The sequence below is a fragment of the Nocardioides sp. genome, from assembly GCF_004803405.1.
In the GTDB taxonomy this organism is placed as follows: Bacteria; Actinomycetota; Actinomycetes; order Propionibacteriales; family Nocardioidaceae; genus Nocardioides; species Nocardioides vastitatis.
The window spans coordinates 1-1,686 of record NZ_SSXI01000308.1 but is presented as its reverse complement, the minus strand read 5'-3'; the positions used below and the strand labels follow the sequence as shown (position 1 = coordinate 1,686).

Sequence of the window (1,686 nt, the reverse complement as noted above, 5' to 3'; positions counted from 1 at the left end):
GCGTCTCCGGCGAGATCCGGGCGAGCGGGCTCGCCGGCGGCGCCTCGATCGGGATGCCTCAGGCGACCTTCGCCTTCACCTTCGCACCCATCAGCGCCGCCTCGCGCTTGGCGTCGTGGGTCGCGTGAGCGGCCCGCCAGGCGAGGCCCGGCTTGCCGGCGGTGTCCAGCGCGGCGATCAGCAGCCCCCCGCCCAGCGCGGCGTTCTTGACGAAGTGGTTGAGCTGCTCCGCCCGCTGCTCCTTGTCGGTGGCCTCCCAGAAGCGGTAGCGCGCCGCCGTCGACGGGATCAGGGTCGCACCGAGCACCGCAGCGGAGAGCCGCGGCATCCTGCCGACCGCGAGCGAGAGGCCGGCGGCGACCTGGAGCGCGCCCGCCACCCGTACCCAGGTGACCGGGTCCTTCGGGATGGTGACAGCGTCCGGGGTGGCGTTGTCCATCATCGGGGCCAGCTTCTCCATGACAGGCGCGGCCTGTTGCGCCAGCTGCGGCGCGTGGGTGATGTCGTTCGCGCCGTTGGCGACGAAGTACGTCGCCAGCAGCGGCCGGGCGATGAGTCTGCTCAGTGCCATGACGTCGTGGTACCCGCACCTGGTCGTGGCAGACCGTTAGATTGACTGGCATGTGCGGGCGCTACGCCTCCAGCCGCAGTCCGGAGGACCTGGTCGAGGAGTTCGAGGTGCTCGACCCGCGCCTGGACCACGTGGTGCCACCGTCCTACAACGTGGCGCCCACCGACGAGGTGTACGCGGTGATGGAGCGGGCGAAGAAGGACCCCGACGGGAAGTCCGTCGCGGACCCGGTGCGCCAGCTACGGGTCCTACGCTGGGGTCTCGTGCCCTCCTGGGCGAAGGACGAGAAGATCGGCAGCCGGATGATCAACGCCCGGATGGAGACGGTCGCCGCGAAGCCCGCCTTCCGCAAGGCCTTCGCCGCCCGCCGCTGCATCCTGCCCGCTGACGGCTACTTCGAGTGGTACGAGACCCGGCAGAGGACCGCCAAGGGCAAGCCGAGGAAGCAGCCGTTCTTCATCACCCCCCAGGACGGCTCGGTGCTGGCGATGGCGGGGCTGTACGAGATCTGGCGCGACCCGACCAAGCAGGAAAACGATCCGGACGCCTTCCGCTGGACGTGCACCGTGATCACGACCGAGGCGACCGACCAGCTCGGCCGGATCCACGACCGGATGCCGCTCGTGGTCGAGCGCGGGGAGCGCGACCTCTGGCTCGACCCGCGGGCGCCGACCGACGACCTCCTCGGTCTGCTCCGCCCCGCCCAGCAGGCCGGCCTGACCGCGTACCCCGTCACGACCGCGGTCGGCAACGTCGCGAACGACGGGCCCGAGCTGGTCGAGCCCATCCCCTTCGAGGACGTCGAGGAGACCTTGTTGTGAGCGAGGAGCGCCTGATCCCCACGGACTACGGGGAGGGACGGCTCGTGATGCACCGGGCGCGTCGTCCGATAGCGACCCTGCTCCTCAGCCACGGCGCCGGGGGAGGCATCGAGGCACGAGACCTCGTGGCGCTCGCGAAGCACCTTCCGGGCCAGGGCATCAACGTCGTTCGGTTCGAGCAGCCCTGGCGCCGAGCCGGACGCAAGGTCGCGACTCCACCACCGACGCTCGACGTCGGTCTGCGGGCCGCCGCCGACGCGCTGCGGGTCCGCACGCCGCTGGTGGTGGGCGGCC

At 71.4% G+C, this 1,686-nt stretch carries 3 protein-coding genes; 2 read left to right on the top strand and 1 reads right to left on the bottom strand.

Features of this window, described 5'->3' with window-relative positions:
- Nucleotides 1-58 precede the first annotated feature (58 nt).
- Nucleotides 59-571: a DoxX family protein gene (locus E7Z54_RS21175; protein WP_136436717.1), complete on the bottom strand. Its 513-nt coding sequence runs from the start codon at nucleotides 569-571 to the stop codon at nucleotides 59-61.
- Between the two features lie 50 nt (nucleotides 572-621).
- Between E7Z54_RS21175 and E7Z54_RS21170 the strand changes: the two genes are divergently transcribed.
- Both E7Z54_RS21170 and E7Z54_RS21165 read left to right on the top strand, forming a co-directional pair.
- Nucleotides 622-1,392, top strand: a complete 771-nt coding sequence (locus tag E7Z54_RS21170) for an SOS response-associated peptidase (RefSeq protein WP_136436716.1) — start codon at nucleotides 622-624, stop codon at nucleotides 1,390-1,392.
- A partial coding sequence (locus tag E7Z54_RS21165; RefSeq protein WP_346763558.1) for an alpha/beta family hydrolase occupies nucleotides 1,389-1,686 on the top strand: 298 nt, incomplete at its 3' end. The genes E7Z54_RS21170 and E7Z54_RS21165, both read left to right, overlap by 4 nt.

Coding starts and splice junctions, on each gene's coding strand:
- E7Z54_RS21175 (WP_136436717.1), bottom strand. CDS start 571: ATGGCACTGAGCAGACTCATCGCCCGGCCGCTGCTGGCGACGTACTTC.
- E7Z54_RS21170 (WP_136436716.1), top strand. CDS start 622: ATGTGCGGGCGCTACGCCTCCAGCCGCAGTCCGGAGGACCTGGTCGAG.